The sequence below is a fragment of the Deinococcus aestuarii genome, assembly GCF_018863415.1.
Taxonomy (GTDB): domain Bacteria; phylum Deinococcota; class Deinococci; order Deinococcales; family Deinococcaceae; genus Deinococcus; species Deinococcus aestuarii.
In genome coordinates, this window is record NZ_JAHKSN010000030.1 from 15,324 (window position 1) to 33,781 (window position 18,458).

The following is an 18,458-nucleotide window of genomic DNA, read 5'->3' on the forward strand; positions in this document are numbered from 1 at the left end:
GAAAGAGGAGGATCAGGCAGAAACCGCGTGTTGTTGCGCAAAAGCGGTGAGTCGGCGAATCAGACGACGAATGAACGACAGCGAAATGAAAGCTTCGGTGGTCTCGGGCAGCAGGTCATCTTCGCGGTTCAATCGGCGGTCGAAGGACAGCCAGGCGAAGCTGCGTTCCACAATCCAGCGCTTCTTGATGACGACGAATCCACGGTGACCCCGGAGGGTCTTGATCTGCGCTTCGGTCAATTCCTGACCTGCTGGGAGCCAATACCATTGGCATCAGGACGCTGCACACTCTCGACGCTGTAGCCGAGCGTGATGTTGACCCAAGCTTCCCACTTGCCCTTGTACCCACCGTCAGCAAAGAGATGGAGCTTCATCTGGGTCTGCTTCTGGTGCAACTCCTGGAGGAGTTGCTGACTGCCCGCTCGATCCGTGATGTTGGCAGGTAAGACCTTGACCCCAAGGAGCAAGCCCTGAGTATCGACGATCAGGTGGTGTTTTCGTCCGTTGATTTTCTTGCCGCCGTCGTAGCCGCATAGCCCCCTTTTTGAGAGGTCTTCATACTCCTCGAATCGACAATCCCAGCGGTGGGCACGGCGTTTCGCCCGAGGGCTTGGCGGGTCTGGGCCCGGAGCACATCAACGATGCGCTCCCACAAACCACTCTGCTTCCACTGGCGGAAGTAGTCGTATACCGTCTTCCAATGGGGGAAATCAGCGGGCAACAGGCGCCAGGACACCCCGCCGCGTTTGACGTAGAAGATGGCGTCTACGATGTCCCGGCGAGCGATGCGGGCCGGTCGCCCACCGGATCGGGGTGCCGGGATCAGCGGGCCGAGGATGGCCCACTCCGCATCGCTGGTATCCGTGGGGTAAGTGCGCGGTCGGGCCACTCGAAAAGGGTACCCCTCTAACGACAGGACTCCTCCTCCACGCTTTCCAGACAGCCTCTCACAGCGGTGACCCCATAGGTTGAGGGCCGTCTCTCCCACTTCATCGAGTCCGCTCGCCCAGGGTGACTCCGGGAACAAGCCCTCAACTCGTCCGGCCCCTGCTGTGAGAGGGCGCGGTGTTCACCACATCACCCTGCCACGCGGCCTCCTGGGGCTGGCCCGCAGGTTGTTCTGCCGCCCCTGGAAGACCGACGCAGGTGCGCGTCGGTCAAGATTCAACCCTCAAAGGAGCGAAGACGTCTTCCCATGAGCGTGTCCCGTGGCACGTCGAGGACTCGGGCCAACGTCCACACCGCAGCAACGCGGTTGGGAACCGCGAGAGGCCACCTACCTCATCGGCAGTGCGTCTCTTTGGCCCGCAGGGGGCGGGGCGGGAGACGACCGGAGCGGGCAGAGTCCAAGCGTCACGCACAGGTCAAGGTCCATCGGTGGGTCTTGGGGCAGGCCGGGCCGCGGGTAAGCCGAAGGCCTGCCGGTAGTCGCGCAGGGCGGCGTGGGCCCCAGGCTCGTTGTCCAGCTTCCGGTACAGGGCGATGATCGCCTGATGGGCCTCCTCAAACAGCGGATCGAGTCGCAGGGCGCGCCGGTAGTGGGCCAGCGCCTCCCCCGGCGAGGCCGCCTCAACCTGTCGTCCAGCCGCCCAGACCCCCTGCGCCGCGCGGTCGAGCACGCGCGCCCGGAGTTCCTCCGCCCACTCGCCGCGCACCCCCGGCAGGAAGGTCAGGTCGTCGCCGGGTCCCGGCCAGGACGCGAAGAGCGAGGGGTCGGGGGCCTCCAGAACGGCCGCGACATCGACCCGCACGAGCAAGCGCTCATGCAGGCGGTAGCGGTCGCCCTCCCGCGGAAGCGGCTGGGTCAGGGGCTCCCCGCGCAGGGCCTCGCGCAGCACCCGCAGGGCGCGCCGGAAATACTGTCGGTGACGCTCCTCGCGCGAGCCGTCGAAGAGGGCGTCGATCAGGTGCTCACCCGTGGCGGGCTCATGCAGTGCGAGGTAGACGAGCAGTTCACGCGATTTACTGAGGGGGATGGTCAGCGGGCGTCCGCCCAGGTCGGCGGCGAACGGCCCCAGCGTCGTGAGGTTCAGCGTGACGGTCCCGGCGTGCGGGCTGTGCGGGCTCCCCGTCGCCGCGCTCACCCAGGGGTTGAACCGCTCGGGCCACCAGCCCCGCACCACGCACGCCGCGAACAGTTCGGCGAGTTCCTCGCGGTACATGCCCAGCACCGCGTCGCTGCCTGCCAGCTCCAGGTGCGCGACGAGGGCGGCCACGTCCTCGCGGGTGAGCCTCCCCAGTCGGCGTGCGGTCTCCGCGCGAAAGGCGAGCAGCCGGGCCCCGTTGTTGGGGCCGGAGAGCTCCGAAGGCCCGAACGCGGCCAACCGCGCTCCCGCGTCCTCCAGATGTCCGTCTCGAAACGCGTCGATGGCGCGGCGCAGGGCGAGTTCAGCCCGCAGCACGGTGCTGTAACGCTCGCCGAACTGGTGCTCGGCCTCGCTCACCGCCTGGAACGCCGCCCGCGACAGGGTGAGGTCACCCGCCTGCCGGGCGACGTCGGCCAGTTCCATCTGGATCGGCAGCACGACCGTCTTCTCCCCGCAGCGCTCACTCAGGTCGAGGGCCGTCTCGAGGGTGCGCGCGGCCGCCGCTGGCCGCCCCTGGTAGCGCTCGACGGTGGCCCGCTGGACGAGGAGCTGGGCGTGCAGGGCCGGGTGGGTGCGCGCGCTCAGGGCCAACGCGGGCCCCAGCAGCCCGTCGGCCTCCTGCACCCGGCCCCGCCCCACATAGAGCGTGATCAGGTTGAGGGTCGGCTCCAGGCCACGGGTGCCCAGTCCCAGTTCCTCGAACACCCGGTGTGACCGGCGAAAGGCCACTTCTGCCGCCTCATGGCGCCCGAGGCTGCGCAGGATCTGGCCCTGGTTGACCAGCGCCCGCGCCAGGCTGAAGGGCCGCGCGTGCTCCTCGGCGAGCGAGACCATCTGCCCAGCCTCGCCCAGCGCCTCGTCGAATCTCCCCAGCAGGCGGCAGGCCTGACAGCGCACCCCGCGCAACTGCACCTGATCGTCCACCCCCTGGAGCAGGGTGTGGGCCAGCCCTTCTGCCGCGAGGTGCAGCGCTCCGCCAAAGTCCCCCCGCCGACCGACGACGTCGGCCAGGTGCGGGAGGGCGCGCCAGCCCTGCGCCGGGTCGTCGTGCACCCGCCGCAGCAGCGCCTCGCCCACCGCCGCCTCTCCTGCGTGGCCGTGGGCCACGCCCAGGCGCACGAGCAGCTCGGGCGGCAACTGCGCCTCGTCAAAGTCCCGCAGCACCTGCCGGAGCAGGGCATACTCGCTCTGCTGGAGATAGCGGGCGGTCACGCGGCCAGCCAGCCGCAAGGCGTGCCCGTGCTGCCGGGCCGCGTGGTAGTGAGCCAGCGCCTCCAGCGCGTCGCCCCGCGCCTCGGCGAGTTCGCCCGCCCGGGTGTGAAGCGTGCGGTGGCGCACGGCGTCCGCCCGCAACTCCCGCTCCAGGGTGCTCAGCAGCAGGGCGTGCGGCCGAAAACGGCCCCCGCCCAGCGGGCTGAGCAGCACGCCCGCCCGGCGCACCTCGCCCAGCCACCCCGGGGGCACACCCGCGCCCGAAGCGCGCACCTCGTGCTCCTCCCAGACGGGAAAGACGGCCGCCTCCGGCAGCGCCCGGCGGACCTCGGCTGGGAGCTGGCCCAGCACCTCGAGCACCAGGTCGAGGGGACCGAGGTGGGCGGTGGCGCCCGAGGCCCCCAGTGCCACCCCGGCGGGCCAGCCACGCAGGTGGGCGAGCTGCGCTCCGGACAGGTGGGCGCCGCGCCGCTGGAGATAGGCCTCCACCTCCTCCTCCGTGAAGGCCAGCTCGTCGGTGGTGAGCAGGGTGGCGCGTCCGGCCGCGACCAGGGCCGCCAGCGGGAGGGCCGAGGCGTCCCGTCCCGCCAGAAACACCCGCACGCCCGGGTCGAGGGCCTCCAGAACGCCGCCGAGCCAGCGTCCCGCGCTGGGCCCCAGCCACTCCAGGCCGTCGAAGACGAGGACGACCGGCTGAGCCAGGCCGCCGATCACCCGCGCCAGGTCTCCGGCGGGCGGGCGTTCCGGCGCCTCCAGGTCCCACCAGCGCCGCAGGTACAGGGTGTGCCCCGGTTCCAGCGCCGCCAGGGCGCGGGCGACGCGGGCGGCGAGAACGGCGGGGTCGGCGTCGTCCGGAGTCAGGGCCCACCACAGGACGCGGCCCTGCGGGCGGGTGAGTTGCGCGAGCAGCGTCGTCTTGCCGTAGCCAGCGGGCGCGACCAGGGCGGCGACGGGAGGGGCGCCGGGCGCGGTGAGGGCCGCGCGCAGGGCCGTGCGGGGCAGTTCCCAGGGCAACTCGTGCGGAAAGCGGGCGTGGGGCTGGTCGAGCATGCAAGTCTCCCGGGGCCGTGCGCGGGCCTTCAGCCGGTGGAGGCCGAGGGGCATAGGGTGAGGTGGGACGGGGGGTTCGGGTGAACCCACTGTACGCCAGGAGCGGGTGCGCGGCGCGGCGGCGATGTGTCGGCCCCCGCTCTTCGTGAAGCCGCCGGGGAGGATGCCCGTGCCCGCCTGCTCACTGGTGTTCTCCTTGCTCACGCCGCAGGCGATAGGGAGCTTGCCCAGGTGACCGGGGGGAGGGGGTGCGGCGGCCCCACCGGGCAGGGTTAAACCCCCACGCGCGGTGGGGGTTTAGAGGATGAGTGGGACGGGTGAGACGAGCGCCGCCCCTGCGGTACGGTGGCCGGATCGCCCGGGCTCAGGGAAGAGAGAAGCCGAGCGACACGCCTGCGCTCCCCCTCACGCCCGTGTTGTCGGTGGCGACAGCGCTGACGGTGTATCGCTGCATGGTGTTCAGGTCGCTGACCGGCGTGTCGTCCCACACCACGCTGTAGGGTGCGCCCGTGGCCTCGCCGATCTTTCGGGCAGGGCTGCGCGGGTCGTCGGGAAAGGCGAAAAACTCCACCTTGGCAACGCCCTCCGGGTCCGGGGCGGCTGCCGTGATCGTCAGGGGCTGACCGCTGGGAACCCAGGTGGTGCTCGCGCCGGTCGTGAGGTTCGGCGTCACCTCGGTGCCGTGTCCCCCGACTGCGGCCGGCGGTACACCTCGATGGCGGAGAAGTTGGCCGTGGCGGTGCCCGTACTCACCACGTTCAGCACGCCGTCACTGGCGCCGACGGTGACCGGCCCCAGCCGCTTCCACTGGCCTGCCTCACCGGGCTCGAAGCGCGCGACCGTCTGGCCCTCCATCTGGATGTCGTAGGGCGTGGTGTCCTCGGCCCGGACCCACAGGTACACCTGGTACTGGGCGTTGGGCAACGGCACGTTGACTTCCAGCCCGCCCTGGCGGGAGAGGGCCGTGCGGACCAGGGCCTCCCGGTTGGGCTCGGCCGCAGGCAACAGCGGCACGCTGGTCGGCAGGGCCGTGGGCGTGCCGTTGGTCGTGATCCCTGCCGTCTCGCCCGCTGAGAACACCGGGCCGGCGAGGAGCGGTTCGTAGCTCTTGACGGCCACCTCCGGCCCGCCGAGGTTGATCGCGCGCAGCGCCGAGGAGGTGGAGTTGCCCGAGTAGAACGTCGCCAGCCGCTCCTCGGAGGTGGTGGTGGCCCCCCGGTCGTCCACGGCCCGGGCCGTGAAGCCCCCCTGGAAGAGGGAGTCGATGTCACTGTCGCGCGGGTACGCGAAGGAGTACGGCGCGGTGGTGTCCTCGCCGATCTTGCTCAGCCCGAAGTAGAACTCGACCTTGGCGACCTTGCCGTCCGTGTCCGAGGCGTCGGCGCGCAGGATGATGTTGTTGTCATCCACGAAGGTGCCCGGCTCGGAGGCCGGATCGCCGGGCACCGGAGCGGTCAGAACTCCGCTCTCGACCGGCTTGAGGGTGACGGTCGGCGCCTGGTTGACGGGCGGCGGCGTGGGGGTGGGCGTGGTCCCGACCGGCTCGATGATCAGGTAATCGACGATGGCGTTGCGGTCCTTGCCGCGGCCCTCGTACAGGTCGTTGATGAACGACAGGTTGAACACCTGCCCCGGCTTCAGATCGAACTCCCCGAACTTGCGGGTCACGTAGGTGGCTGAGTCCAGGGTCGCCACCGCCAGCCGTCGTTGCCGTTCGTCATTGAGATCGACGATGGGCCAGCCCTTGTACGCCTCGCCCTTACCCCGGACCGAGACGGTGTAGCGTCCGGCCTTGACGCTGCCGGGGACGACGAAGCGGACGTTATCGTTGGTGCCGAGCAGGGCGACGGCCTTGCCCCCGGAGGCGGCGGGGTCGTTGATGATGCGGCCCCCGTTGCGGGGGTCGGCGACCGTCTGCGGCGTCGTGAAAGCCTGGATGGTGCCCGCCTCCGCTTCCCACTGCAAGTCGCTGGTGGCCGTCGGCGTGCTGGCCTGTTGACTGCACGCCGCCAGCGTCAAACTCAACAACAGAAGCAGACCTCTGCGGCAGGAGCGGGTTGGGGTGATGGTGCGGGCGAGGTTCTCCTTGATCATGTGCACTCCCTAGGCGTGACGTGAGCTGGACGGTCGTTGGATGAGTTCCCTTTAACTCCGTGATGACCATGAGGAGGGCGATGTCGCGGATTACGCGGCTGCGTCGAAGCGATGTTCACCCTCCTGAGAATCCACAGACGCAGTCGGGCAGCGGCACGGGCCGGGGGCCAGCAGCTCCGGTCCCGTGCTCGCACCGTAGCAGCGGGCTGGAGAACGGCCGGGAATCGAGAGGGGTCAGCTCTCATGAGAAGTTGAGCGGTGGTCCTGGGCCGTCGACCGTTGGTCAGGCCCCAGCCTGGGTGCAGAGCGAACGTCCCTCTGGCCTGGCACGTCCAACCTGAACAGGGTGCTGATCCAGGTGCTCGCCCACGGGCAGCGCCTCCCGCGCCACTTTGCTGCTCAGGGGCGATTGGGTGCGTCGGGGCTGCTCACGGCAGCCGCGATGGCGGTCGAGTTCTGGTCCTCCGGCCGCAGTGAGGTGGAGAACAGCCAGCGTCGTTGGCGGCGCATGTGGCTTGGCCTGGCTCGTGCTTGGTGAAGTCGGTGCTACCGGGACCACCTGCGGGTACCTACCGGGAGCTGCGGAATTACATTGCGTGCTGAACAGCGTCTGCGCTTAACGGATCAACGCTTCAAGATCAGGCCACCGCCCGCAGGCCCAGCCTCACCAATTCGGGAACGGCTTGCGGATGCCGGGCGTAGTCGTCCAGGTACAGCGGGGCGGTGAGGCCCGCCAGGCCGTGGGTCAGGCTGCCCGGCCGCGGGGCCACCTGGCGGCCGCGTTCCAGCACGGCGGGCTCGAGCCCCGGGCGGTGGTGGGCCGCCTGCACCTCCAGCGCCTCGCCCCGGAAGGTGACCAGCCCGGTCCAGTCCGCCTCCAGCGCCTCGCCCATCAGGGCGGCGGCCTGCCGGGTGACCTCCTCCGGGGTCAGGGGCAGGTCGAGCAGGTGCTGCACGGCTTCGAGCACCTGGACGTGGGCCAGATGCGCCCGCAGGTGGCGGGTCTCGTGCGCGTGGGCCCCCAGTTCGCGTTCGAGGGCCCGGCGGTGCACGCGCCCCTCGAGGTCCGTGACGACCAGGGCGGCGAGGTCCACGAGCGCGGTCAGGTCCGGCTCGCCCCAGGCGTGCGGGTGGTCGTCCGCGACACAGAGGGTGCCGATGGCGTGTCCGGCCGAGGTCCGCAAGGGGACCCCGGCGTAGCTGCGAACCCGGGGCGAACCGGTCACGAGGGGGCTGGTGGCGAAGCGGGGATCGGCGGGGGCGTCGGGGACCACGAACGGCGCGTCCCCGAGGATGGGCCAGGCGCAGACGGAGGCCGCGCGGGGAAGCTCCACCGCCGCCATGCCCACGGCCGATTTGCTCCACTGGCGGCCCTCGTCGATGAAATTGAGCGCGGCGACGGGGGCGCGCAGCAGGTGGGCGGCGAGGCGGGTGATACGGTCGAAGTGAGGTTCGGGCGGGGTGTCGAGGACCCCGAGGTGCGCCAGATCGAGCAGGCGGGCGGCCTCGTGCTCAGGCTGGGGAGTGCCGATCATCGCCGGGAGGAGACGCCTGCGGGTCTGACACCACTCTGACCCCGGGCCCCCGGTGGCCGGTGCCGATCCACGCCACGGCTCCGGGCCACGTCCGTCTCCAGCGGGGGCTGACCCTGACGCCCATGTCGACCATCTCCCCTTGACCCGCGGATGTCGGGCCGCGTGGATGGTGCCTCACGGTGGGGTTTCGCCATCGTCCGGGAACCTTCCCCGGCCAGGACCCCTTGGACACCCGCGTCAGCCCAGCCACCGCCCTGCGGCGATCACACGTTCGCGGTGTTCTCCAGAAAGCCTCCCTGTTCCGAGTGGCCATGAACCTAACCGGAGGCGGAGGTGGGTGTGAGACTTGCCTGGCAGTGGTGTGAAGTCCTCCTGAAGGGCGGGCGGGCCAGCGGGGTATCTTGCCGCATGCCCGCACAGCCCGTGGCCAATCTTCTGGCGCACGTTTCCCTGAGTGAACACCTGCAAGGGGTCACCGAAGCCCTCTCCGCCTCCCGCACGCAGGCCGCGGTCTTCAGCGTGGTGCTGCGGCCCGCCCTCAGCGCCCTCAAGGCCGTGGCGGGCGCGGTCCTGCTGGTGGACGAGAGGGGGGAACGCCTGGAGATCGCCGCCGCCCAGGGCGACGAGGAAGGCGCCCAGACCCTCTGGCAGGATGGTCCCTTGAACGGCAACGTCCCCGCTGGCGACGCCCTGAAGCGGCACGAGCCGCTGTTCTTCGAGGCGCAGGGGGACCTGACCCGGGCCTACCCCGAGTTGGAGGCGCGCACGGGTGGGGTGGCCGCCGTCGCCACCGCCGTGCTCCCGATGTTCCTCGACGACCGGCCGCTGGGGGCCATCATCCTCGACTTCAAGGAGCCGCACGAGTTCACGCCCGAGGAGAGCCGCTTCCTGCGCATCCTCGCCGCCCAGTGTGCCCTGGCCCTGGGACGGGTCCAGGCCACGCGGCAGTTGGAGCGGCGCGTCGAGGAACGCACCCAGGAGCTGGAGGCCGAACGTAACTTCCTGCGCACCCTGCTGGGCAGTCTCGGGGAGAGCATCGTCGCGTGCGACGCGCAGGGCCGCCTCACGTTGTTCAACGGGGTCGCCCGCGAGTTGCACGGCCTGGACGCCGAGCCCGTCCCCCCGGAGACCTGGGCCGAGCACTACGGCCTGTATCAACCCGATGGGAAGACGTTGCTGGCCCCGGCGCAGGTGCCCCTGTACCGGGCCTGGGAGGGCCAGATCGTCGAGAACGCGGAGATGGTGGTCCGCCCCGCGGGCGGTGAGGCCCGGACCCTGCTCGTCAACGGCCAGCCGATCCTCGATCCGGACGGGAAGCGGTTGGGGGCGGTGGTGGCGCAGCGCGACATCACCGGGCGCCAGGGGCAGGCCCGGGACCTCGCGGCGGCGCGCACCCGGGCCGAAGTGCTGGCCGCCCTGGGCGACGCCCTGCAACGCGCCGCCTCGCCGGAGGAGGTGGCGCAGTTCGCCCTGGACCGCATCGGTCCCGCGGTGGGGGCGCGCGGCATGCTCGTCGTGCGGCTGGAGGGCGAGGTCCTGCACCTGCCGACCGTCTGGGGGGACGTGCCGGAGACCGTCACCGCGTACCTGAACCGGCCCGGGCGGACCCTGAACGACGCGACGACCTTCCGGCAGGTCGTCCGGTCGGGGCAGGCCGTGTACCTGGACAGCTACCGCCCCCGGCGCGGGACCGTCCCCTCCTTTCCCCCCCAGGCCGCCGGGGTGGAGCCCATCCGCAGCCCGGCGGGCACGCTGGTCGGCTTTCTGCTCGCCAGCCGCCCGGTCGAGGTTGGGGTGTGGCAGGACGGCGAGCGCGACCTGCTCAGCAGGGCGGCGGCCACCCTGGGGCTCGCCCTGGAGCGCGCGGCGGCGACCCGGCAGCTCGAAGAGGAGCGCGCGGCCCTCGACGCCTTTGTCGCCTACCAGGAGGCGGTGGGGGGAGAGAGCGACGTGCTGGCCCTCGCCCGGCAGGCCGTGCGGGTCGTGTGCGCGAGCCTCGCGCACGTCAGCGCCGCGTACTACGAACTCGAAGACGGGCGGTGGAAGGCGCGGGCGTGGTCCGACGATATCCCGCCGGAGATCGTCGCGCAGATTCGAGCGGGGATTCCGTGGGACGCGCCGCACTACGCCGGGGCGGCAGGGTCGGGACAGCCGGTGTTCGCGGACGGCTGGGACGCCGGGGCCAACAGGGTGCAGGGCGCCGAGTCCTACGGGGCCGCCGCCTTCCTGCCCCTGGTCATCCGCGGGGAGACACACGGTCTGTTCTCGGTGGGCACCCAGCAGGCCCGCGCCTGGACGGAGCGCGAGAAAGCCCTGGTCCGGGCGGTGGCGCGCGGCCTGAAGGTCACCCTGGAGCGCACGACGACCGCCCGGCACCTCGCGGAGAACAACGCCGAACTCGCCGCCCGCACCCGCGCCCTGGAGGGCTTCGCGGAATTGAGCCGCGACCTGGCGCTCGAGGGCGACGCCGTGACGCTCGTCGGGCGCGCGCAGGAGCTGCTGGTCTCGCTGCTGCCCGCCAGCGTCAGCACGTACTACGAGGCCGAGGGCGACACCTGGCGGCTGCGGTCCCACCGCGGGGAATTCCGCAACCCCGCGCTGCTCGCCGCCCTCCAGCGCGGGTTGCCCCGGGGCACGACCCTCAACGTGGACCGCCCCTTCGACACCCGCCAGCCCTTCTACCAGGACCGGTTCCAGCCCGACACGGTGGCGAGCGTGCGGCGGGAGATCGGGCACATCCGGACGACGGCGGCGTTCCCGGTGGTCGTGGGGGAGCAGGTGCGCGGCGTGCTGCTGGTGGGGCGGCACGAGCCGCGTTCATGGACGCCGGTGGAGCGGAGCCTGCTGGAGACGGCCTTGCGCAACCTCTGTCTGGCCCTCGAACGGGGCGAGAGCGTGGCGCAACTCGCCGCCCACTCCCTTCGAATCGAGGAGAGCGCCCGCGCGCAGGAAGCCTTCGTGGCCTATACGGAAGCGGTGGGCACGGAGACGGACGTGCCCGCCCTCGCCGGGCGGGCGGTCGAGGTGTTGCGGGCCCACTTCCCGGAGAGCAGTGTGGGGTACTTCGAGCCGGAGGGCGAACTGTGGCGGGCGCGGGTCTGGAGCCCGGGCTTTGAGCCGGACCTGCTCAACCTGCTGCGGGCGGGCGTGCCCCCGAACCCGCTGATCCGGGAGGTGCTGCGGACGCACGAGGCAGTGTTCGTGGACGGCTGGGACGCCGCGCGCGAGGAGGTGGCGGGGAGCGGGCACTTCGAAAGCGGGATGAACGCGCCCCTGGTCGTGGCGGGCGAGGTGCGCGGCATCCTGGGGCTGGGCCGCCCCAGCATCGCGCGCTGGGAGGAGCGCGACCGGGCCCTGGTCCGCGCGGTGGCCCGCGGCCTGACCCTCGCGCTGGAGCGGGCCGAGGGGGCCCGGCGGCTGGAGGCGCAGAACGCCGAGCTGGAGGCCCGCGCCCGGGCGCTCGAGGCCTTTGCCGACCTGACTCGGGACCTCGCCGTACAGGGAGACCCGCGCGCCTTTGTCCGCCGCGCCCAGGAGGTCGTGCTGTCCCTGCTGCCGCCCGGCTACGCCCTGTACTACGAACGCGAGGGGGAGCGCTGGCGCAACCGGGTGCAGACCGGGGAGGTCGGCCACGCGGACCTTCAGGCCTTTATCGACGCCGGACCCCCGGTGGGCGTCACGCCCAGCGTGGACGTCCCCTGGACGACGGGGGAGCCCTTCTACCAGGACAGCTACGCCCGGGGGAGCGACACCCCGGCCGAGATGGTACAGCACGTGAGCACCGTTGCCTCGCTGCCTGTGATGCGCCGGGGGGAGGTGGTGGGGGTCCTGATCGCGGTGCTGTTCGAGGCCCGGACCTGGACGCCGACCGACCGGGTGGTGCTGGAGACGGTGGCGCAGAGCCTGGACCTGGCCCTGGAACGCGCCGAGGGGGTGGCCGACCTCGCCCGGCGCACCGAGGAGCTGAGCCGCAGCAACGCGGAACTGGAGCAGTTCGCGTACGTCGCCTCGCACGACCTGCAAGCGCCCATCCGGGCCATCACCAGCTTCGCGGGAGTCATTGACCGCCGGTACGGCCCCCAACTCGACGGGCGCGGCCGGCTGTACCTGCGGCAGATCGTGGAGGGCGGCGAACACATGAAGCGGCTGGTGGACGACCTGCTGGCCTTTTCTCGCGTGCACACCGGGCGGGGGGAACTCCTGCCGGTGGACACGGGAGCGGTGTTCGACGCGGTGGCGAGGCGGCTCCAGCCAGAGACGCCGCCGGGGACGAGCCTGACCCGGGGGAGGTTGCCCGTGGTGCTCGCGGACGCCCAGCAACTCGACCAGCTCCTGCAAAATCTGATCGCCAATGGGATGAAGTACCGCCGCCCGGGGGTGGTGCCTCAGGTCCACGTCTCGGCCCAGCGCGAGGGGGAGGGGTGGCGCTTCGCGGTCCAGGACAATGGGATCGGGATTGAGCCGCAATACTTCGAGCGCATCTTCGTGATCTTCCAGCGGCTGCACGGCCGGGAGGAGTATGAAGGGACGGGGATCGGCCTGGCCGTGTGCAAGAAGATCGTGGAACGCCACGGCGGGAGGCTCTGGGTGGAGAGCACCCCGGGGCAGGGGTCGACCTTCTTCTACACCCTGCCCGGGGGGTGAGGGACCGGCCGCAGCTCCCGTCTGGTCAGGGGAATCACGGCCAGGCGCTGGACGTTGCACTCCTGAGCCGGGTTGTGGGCAGACGCCTCGAACTTACCGCCGGGATGGCCCCCGCCAGTCCCCGGGCAGAGGCCCGAGCCTCCTCGGCCTGGTCGAGGGAGAAATGCCGTTGCTCGCCGTCGTCGCCGCCTACGGCGCCACGTCCAGTTTGCGCAGCGAGGAGTTGTCCACGGACGCGTCGCCCCCAGCAGACGTTGAACTGGAGCCACATCGTCTTGGCACGCGCACCGATGAACGTGGAGGGCAGGGGGGTGGCGTCCCTGCCGTGTCTGCGCGTCGTCCAGGGGGAGCCGCCGAGGTCCTGGGTGGAGAACCGCCGCCACGGTCCCCAGGGCCTCGGCGCCTCGTCGAACTCGAAGGTGGACCTCGGCCAGGAGGGGTGGCGGTCGCGGTTCAGCGGCTTGTTGTCCGCCACGCGGCCCCTGTCCCGCTTCCGGACCGTTACGCCACGTCTACATCCCGCGCCCGGACCACCTGCGGGGGACCGGCAAGCAGCTCACCAAAGCGGGCGCTGAACCGCCGGTAGTGGTCGCTCTCGCCGTGGGCCTGCACCGCCATGTCGTCCGCAAAACGCTCCATCACGTGAAAGCGCACGGCCTCGCCCTCGCCGTCCTCCACCACGTCGTAACGCAGGCAGCCGCTCTCCTGGCGGGAAGGTGGCGCTATTTCACGCAGGGCGTCCCGCAGGGCCACGGCCTGACCGGGCTGGGGGATGAGGGTGGCGATCAGGTTGATGGCAGGCATGTCGTTCTCCTTCTGAGAAAGAGCCAGCCGCCGGAGATGCCCCGACGGCTGAGAGAGTTGGCGTTCTTCACTTCCGCCGGGCGAGCGCCACGGCCAGGATGATGATCGCGCCGCGAATGATCAGTTGCTGGCTGTACTCCAGCCCCATCAGGATCAGGCCGTTGTTGATCAGGCCGATCATCAGCGCGCCCAGCACCGCGCCGAACACCGTGCCCGCCCCACCCAGCAGCGGCGTGCCACCCAGGATGACCGCCGCGATGACCGAGAGTTCGTCGCCCTGGCCCCACTGGAAGCGGCCCGAGTTCAGGCGTCCGGCGTAGAGCATCCCGGCGAGGCCCGCCACGGTCCCCGAGGCCAGCAGCACCATGAACTTGGTCCTGGCGACGTTGATGCCGCTGTAACGCGCGGCGGTCGCGTTGCCGCCCACGGCGAGCACACTGCGGCCGAAGGCGGTGCGCCGCAACAGGAAGTGCCCCACGGCGAGCGCCAGCAGCGTCCAGATGAAGAGGGACGGGATGGGCCCGACGTCCCCCGAGCCGAAGAAGTTGTTGAAGGCGTCGTTCAGGATCGGCACCGGGGCCGTGGCCGTGATCCACTGCGCGACGCCATTGGCGATGCCCAACATGCCGAGCGTGACCAGGAAGGAGGGGATGCCCAGCCCGGTCACCAGCGAGCCGTTGATCACCCCGACGAGCGCGCCGCCCAGGAGGCCCGCGGCGGCTCCTCCCAGCGGCCCGAAGTGCGGAATGGCGAGCGCGGCCAGCACCGACGAGAGGCCCGCCACGCTGCCCACCGAGAGGTCAATCTCCCCCGAGGCGATCACGAAGGTCATCGCCACGGCCATCACCGAGATGGTGGCGGTCTGCCGGACGATGTTGAGGAGGTTGTTGCTGGAGAGGAAGCCCGCGTCGCGCAGGAAGATCGAGAAGAAGATGAAGACGAGTGCGAAGCCGACGTAGACCACGTAGGAACGCCAGTTGCTGAGAAAGGCGGGACGGGCACGCCCCGCGCTAGGCAGTGTGGACTGGGTCATGGGGGGTGCCTCCTTGCAGGGCGTGGTGCAGGTCCTCTTCCCGCGTGATCGTCTCGCGCATCAGGTCCCCGGTGACCCGCCCGCCCTGCACGAGCAACACGCGGTCCGAGGCGGCAAGCAGTTCCTGAAATTCCGACGAGATGAGCAGTACGGCCTTCCCCAGGTCCGCCAGGTCGCGGATCAGGGCGATGATCTCGGCCTTCGAGCCGATGTCCACGCCCGCCGTCGGTTCGTCGAGGATGAGCAGTTGCGGGTCGTTGCCCAGCCACTTGGCGAGGACGATCTTCTGCTGGTTGCCGCCCGAGAGAAGCCGGGTCTGCTTGTCGGGGCCGTCCGTCTTGATGCGCAGTTGCTCAATTAGCTCGCGGGCGTAGTCCTTGCCGGAGCGGTCCTGCATCACGCCGCGCGACTCGAACCGCTTCAGTTGCGGAAGGAGCAGGTTGGCGTACACGGTGTGGTCGAGCACCAGACCCTGCACGCGGCGGTCCTCCGGCACCAGCGCGAAGCCGTGCGCGATGGCCTGATCGGGGCGGCGGTTGCTGACCTCCCGCCCGCCCAGCCGAATCGTGCCCCCGGTCGCCCGGCGCACGCCGAAGAGCGTCTCGGCCAGTTCGGTGCGCCCGGAGCCCATTAGCCCCGCCAAGCCCACGATCTCGCCGGGGTAGACGGTGAAGGACACGTCCCGCACGGCGGGGGGGGCGCTGAGGTTGGAGACTTCGAGCAGGGGAGCGCCCGTGCGGTTCACCTTCCGGGGTTTCCACTCCAGGGCGCCCTCCATGCGGCGGCCCACGATGTTCTCGATCACGTCCTCCATGCGCAGGCTGTTCGTGGGCTCGCTCAGCACCGCCTTCCCGTCGCGCATCACCGTCACGCGGTCGGCGACCTGGAAGACCTCCTCCATGCGGTGCGTGATGTAGACGATGGCGATGCCGCGCGCCTTGAGCCCTTCCACCAGGCCGAAGAGTGTCGTCACCTCCGTCGCCGAGAGGGCGGCGGTGGGCTCGTCCATGATCAGGACGCGGGCGTTCTTCGACAGGGCCTTGGCGATCTCGGTGAGCTGCCACTCACCCGTCGAGAGGTCCTGCACGGTGCGGCCAGGGTCGATGTTCACGCCCATCTCGCGGAAGATGTCGCGCGAGCGGCGTACGGCCTCGCGGTCGCTGATCGCCCCGAACGCTCCCCTGGGCTCGCGGTTGAGGAAGATGTTCTGTGCCGCGGTGAGCGTCGGGACCAGGCTGAACTCCTGGAAGATCATGGCGATGCCGTGCCGCTCGGCCTCGGAGGGCGAGTTCAGGTGCACAGGCTGGCCGTTCACGAGGATTTCGCCGCTGTCGGGTTGATAGACGCCCTGGAGGATTTTCATCAGGGTGGACTTGCCCGCCCCGTTGCCGCCCATCAGGGCGTGGACCTCCCCGGCACGCAGCTCGAAATCCACGCCTTCGAGGACGCGGACCCCGTTGAAGCCCTTATTGATGTTGCGCAGCAGGACGAGTGGGGGAGCGGCGCCCATCTCGGTGGTCGCTACTGGGGTGACCGTGGTCATGTCTTCACCTCCTTTCTACGGGGGGACGGGCCGGATCGCTGGCCCGTCCCCGAAGCTCTCTGCCTCAGACCGTGACGGGCTCCACCTCGACCTCGCGCCGCTGCTGTGCCGAACGCTGGATGGCGTCCGCGATCAGCTCGATCTTGTAGCCGTCCTCGAAGTTGGGGCGGACGGTGCCGCCCTCGGTGATCGCCTTGAAGAAGTCGTACGCCTCGATGATCTTCGTCTCGCCGTACCCGATGCCCAGCGCGGGGATGGGCCAGAGCCCCTCGCCGTAGGGGTGCGCCGGGCCGGTGTAGACCGTGCGCAGGCCGCGGGCGTCGCTGGGATCGCTGTTGAAGAACACCTGGAGTTCGTCGCGGCGCTCGTAGTTGAAGAAGAGGGTGCCTTCCGTGCCGTGAATCTCGAAGGTGATGTAGTTGTTGCGTCCCCAGGCGTTGCGGGTGGCCTCCAGTGAGCCCACGGCGCCGTTCTCGAAGCGCAGCAGGGTCAGCACCTCGTCGTCCACGTCCACCTTGCCCTTGGGACCGGACGCGTTCTTGTCGGACGCCCCCAGCTTGTCCGCGCCACCCGACTGGAGGGGACGCTCCTGGATGTAGGTGTGCATCATCGCGTTCACGGCGCTGATGTCGCCGACGAGGTAGCGTGCGAGGTCCACGACGTGCGTGCCGATGTCGCCCAGCGTCCCCGAGCCCGCAATCGCCTTCTGGAAGCGCCACGAGAGCGGCCCGCTGGGGTCGGCCGACCAGTCTTGCAGGTAGGTGCCCCGGAAGCTCAGGACGCGCCCGATGCGCCCCTCGTCGATGTACTTCTTGGCGAGGGCCACCGCCGGGGTGCGGCGGTAGTTGAAGGCGACCATGTGAACGACGCCCGCCCGCCTCACCGCGTCGTACATCGCCTTGGCCTCCGCAACGGTCGGGGCCAGTGGCTTCTCGCAGAGGATGTGCTTCCCGGCCTGCGCGGCGGCGATGGCGATCTCGGCGTGCGAGTTGTTGGGCGTGGCGATGTCCACCACGTGGATGTTCGGGTCCTCGATCACCCGGCGCCAGTCGCCGGTGGCGTTCTGGAAGCCGAAGCGCTCGGCGGCGGTGCGTGCCAGGCCCTCGTTCACCTCGGCGATGGTGTGACGCACAGGAATGGCGGGCGCGGGCCAGAAGAACATGGGCATCGCGGCGTAGGCGAGCGAGTGGGCCTTGCCCATGAACCCGCCGCCGATCAGGCCGACGTTGAGCTGGGGAATACCGGAGTTCGTCATGGTCGTTCCTGCCTTTCAGAATTGGGGAAAGGGAGCCGAAGGACTCCTCCCTCCCCCGGCGGCGTTACTTCAGGGCGGCCTGAATCTCGCTGGGCGCGGTCTGGTTGTAGACCTGCTTCCAGGCGGTGAGCAGGTTCGAGCGCGTCACAGGCAGGGCGTTCAGCGCCACGTAGGCGGGCGCCTTTTTGCCCAGCAGGCCATAGGCGGCGAGGTTGGCTTCGGTCACGCCCGCGTCGTAGGGACGCTGGGCGCCCAGGCCCTTGACCATGCCATTCGAGCGGGCCATCTCCAGACCGACGTTCTTGCCGAGGTCCATCGTCGCGATGATCAGGTCCTTGCGACCCGCCGTGCGTGCGGCGGAGATCACGCCCTCGGCAGGGACGTCCCAGACCGCCCAAATGGCGTTCAGGTTGGGGTTCCGGGTCAGCATGGCTGACGCCACCTTCTCGGCGTCACCCGCGAAGTCGGGGCCGCCGATGCCCTGCTCGGCCACGACCTTGATGCCGGGATACCTCTTGATCGTGGCCTTGAAGGCGTCGTACCGCTGCTTGGTCACGAAGAAGTCCGCCGCGTGGTAGACGATACCGATGTTGCCCTTGCCCTTCAGTTGCTGGGCGAGCAGGTGCGCCGAGGCCACACCGTTGCCGTAATTGTCGGAGGACACCACGCTCACGTACTCGGTGCCGGGTTTGAGGCCCGTGGGCACGTTGTCCATGAACACGAGCTTCACGCCCTGCTTGGCGGCCTTCCTGTACGAAGCGGCGGTCGCCACCGGGTCGGTCGGGATGGACACGATGATGTTGGGCTTGCGGGCGAGCACCGTCTCGATGTCCGAGACCTGCTTTTCCGGCTTGAAGTTCGCGTCGGTCACGGCAATGACCTTGATGCCCAGTTTGGCGAACTGCGCCTTGAGGCCGTCCACCTGAGCATTGCTCCAGTCGTTGCCCCCGTAGTGCAGCACGATGGCGGCGGTGGCGTTCAGGCCCTTCACCTTGGCGATCTCGGCGGGCGTGAGCTTGATCTGCGCGGCGGGCGTGGCCGTCTCGCCCGCCGGTCCCTTGCTGAAGACCTGCGTCGTGAGCTGCTTGAGGGCGGCCTGGGGGTTGACGCCCTGCGCGAGCGCGACGGAGACGAGGGCGGTGGCGGCGAGGGCGAACTTGGTCGTGTGCTTCATGGCGGTCCTTTCAGGGACGGAGGGAGA

General features: G+C 70.2%; 13 protein-coding genes. 1 reads left to right on the forward strand and 12 read right to left on the reverse strand.

The window, feature by feature from the left end:
* Positions 1-12 precede the first annotated feature (12 nt).
* The 7 genes from IC605_RS22620 to IC605_RS22650 all read right to left on the reverse strand — a co-directional run bounded on the left by IC605_RS22620 (position 13) and on the right by IC605_RS22650 (position 7,978).
* Positions 13-240, reverse strand: a complete 228-nt coding sequence (locus tag IC605_RS22620; RefSeq protein WP_216329237.1) for a transposase — start codon at positions 238-240, stop codon at positions 13-15.
* Complete coding sequence (locus IC605_RS22625) at positions 237-509, reverse strand: transposase (protein ID WP_216329307.1); 273 nt, start codon at positions 507-509, stop codon at positions 237-239. The genes IC605_RS22620 and IC605_RS22625 overlap by 4 nt, the downstream gene beginning before the upstream one ends.
* Positions 485-889: a transposase gene (locus tag IC605_RS22630; protein ID WP_216329239.1), complete on the reverse strand. Its 405-nt coding sequence runs from the start codon at positions 887-889 to the stop codon at positions 485-487. Before IC605_RS22630 ends, IC605_RS22625 begins: the two co-directional genes overlap by 25 nt.
* A 475-nt stretch (positions 890-1,364) precedes the next feature.
* On the reverse strand, positions 1,365-4,349 hold the full coding sequence (locus IC605_RS22635) for an AfsR/SARP family transcriptional regulator (RefSeq protein ID WP_216329241.1): 2,985 nt from the start codon (positions 4,347-4,349) through the stop codon (positions 1,365-1,367).
* A gap of 364 nt (positions 4,350-4,713) precedes the next feature.
* On the reverse strand, positions 4,714-5,022 hold the full coding sequence (locus IC605_RS22640; RefSeq protein ID WP_216329243.1) for an Ig-like domain-containing protein: 309 nt from the start codon (positions 5,020-5,022) through the stop codon (positions 4,714-4,716).
* Complete coding sequence (locus tag IC605_RS22645) at positions 5,019-6,443, reverse strand: Ig-like domain-containing protein (protein ID WP_216329245.1); 1,425 nt, start codon at positions 6,441-6,443, stop codon at positions 5,019-5,021. Before IC605_RS22645 ends, IC605_RS22640 begins: the two co-directional genes overlap by 4 nt.
* 638 nt (positions 6,444-7,081) lie before the next feature.
* Positions 7,082-7,978, reverse strand: coding sequence for a GAF domain-containing protein (locus IC605_RS22650; protein ID WP_216329247.1), 897 nt, complete (start codon positions 7,976-7,978; stop codon positions 7,082-7,084).
* Positions 7,979-8,386: 408 nt separating this feature from the next.
* Between IC605_RS22650 and IC605_RS22655 the strand changes: the two genes are divergently transcribed.
* Complete coding sequence (locus tag IC605_RS22655; RefSeq protein ID WP_216329249.1) at positions 8,387-12,622, forward strand: GAF domain-containing protein; 4,236 nt, start codon at positions 8,387-8,389, stop codon at positions 12,620-12,622.
* A 501-nt stretch (positions 12,623-13,123) separates the two neighbouring features.
* Here IC605_RS22655 and IC605_RS22660 read toward each other — a convergent pair.
* The 5 genes from IC605_RS22660 to IC605_RS22680 form a co-directional block, all read right to left on the reverse strand.
* Positions 13,124-13,426, reverse strand: a complete 303-nt coding sequence (locus tag IC605_RS22660; RefSeq protein WP_216329251.1) for a putative quinol monooxygenase — start codon at positions 13,424-13,426, stop codon at positions 13,124-13,126.
* Between the two features lie 67 nt (positions 13,427-13,493).
* Entirely contained in the window at positions 13,494-14,459 is a 966-nt protein-coding gene (locus IC605_RS22665) for an ABC transporter permease (protein ID WP_216329252.1), read from the reverse strand.
* Positions 14,437-16,002 carry a sugar ABC transporter ATP-binding protein gene (locus tag IC605_RS22670; RefSeq protein ID WP_216329254.1) on the reverse strand — a complete coding sequence of 522 codons (1,566 nt, stop codon included), beginning with the start codon at positions 16,000-16,002 and terminating at the stop codon, positions 14,437-14,439. The genes IC605_RS22665 and IC605_RS22670 overlap by 23 nt, the downstream gene beginning before the upstream one ends.
* Before the next feature lie 64 nt (positions 16,003-16,066).
* A complete protein-coding gene (locus IC605_RS22675; RefSeq protein ID WP_216329256.1) occupies positions 16,067-17,257 on the reverse strand; it encodes a levoglucosan dehydrogenase in 1,191 nt (396 codons plus the stop codon).
* A gap of 64 nt (positions 17,258-17,321) precedes the next feature.
* Complete coding sequence (locus IC605_RS22680; protein WP_216329258.1) at positions 17,322-18,431, reverse strand: substrate-binding domain-containing protein; 1,110 nt, start codon at positions 18,429-18,431, stop codon at positions 17,322-17,324.
* Between the last annotated feature and the right edge of the window lie 27 nt (positions 18,432-18,458).